This window comes from Mesorhizobium sp. WSM4846 (genome assembly GCF_055811415.1).
In genome coordinates, this window is sequence record NZ_JBVVPZ010000103.1 from 1 (window position 1) to 916 (window position 916).

Annotated in this window: 1 protein-coding gene; it reads right to left on the bottom strand. The window is 65.9% G+C overall.

The annotated features are described in order from the left end of the window. Positions 1 to 762 (bottom strand): IS256 family transposase (locus AC0L15_RS33200; RefSeq protein WP_473498416.1); only part of this gene is annotated, 762 nt, incomplete at its 3' end. Positions 763 to 916 lie beyond the last annotated feature (154 nt).

Below are 916 nucleotides of genomic sequence, written 5' to 3' on the forward strand. Positions count from 1 at the left end.
GTTCCTCATGAAATGGACCCGGCAGCGCTGCCATGTCGCGCACAGCACCTTGGTGACGGCCGCCTTGATGCCTTCATGGGCATCGGAAACGACGAGCTTGACGCCGCGCAGGCCGCGGCGGGTCAGCTTGCGCAAAAACTCCGTCCAGATCGGCTCGGCCTCAGACGTGCCGACCTCCATGCCCAGCACTTCGCGCCGGCCGTCTGCGTTGACACCGACGGCGATGATGACGGCGACCGAGACGATGCGTCCGCCGCGGCGCACCTTCAGGTAGGTGGCGTCGATCCACAGATAGGGCCAGTCGCCCTCGATGGGCCGGTCGAGGAAGGCCTTCACCTTGCCGTCGATCTCCTCGCACAGCCGGCTGACCTGGCTCTTGGAGACGCCGCTCATGCCCATCGCCTTGACCAGGTCGTCGACCGAGCGCGTCGAGATACCCTGGACGTAGGCCTCCTGGATGACGGCGATCAGCGCCTTCTCGGCCATGCGCCGCGGCTCAAGGAAGCTCGGGAAGTAAGAGCCCTTCCTGAGCTTGGGGATGCGCAGCTCGACGGTGCCGGCCCGCGTCTCCCAGTCTCTGTCGCGGTAGCCGTTGCGCTGGACAAGCCGCAGCGGGTTCTTCTCGCCATGGGCCGCGCCGGTGGCGGCGCCCACCTCCAGCTCCATCAGCCGCTCGGCGGCAAAGCCGATCATCTCGCGCAGGATATCGGCATCGGGGGTCTTCTCTACGAGCGTGCGCAGGTTCATCATGTCGTTGGTCATCGGTGGTTCCTTCGAATCAGGTTGTGTCAGCAACCCAACCCTACCGAAGAACATCGATGACCGCCGCTGCGCCGCTCGCTCGCTACAGCGCTGTTGAGGGCGCTCGCGAGCGGCTTCGCTATCGCCGACCTACACCACGCGGTGGGACACGACC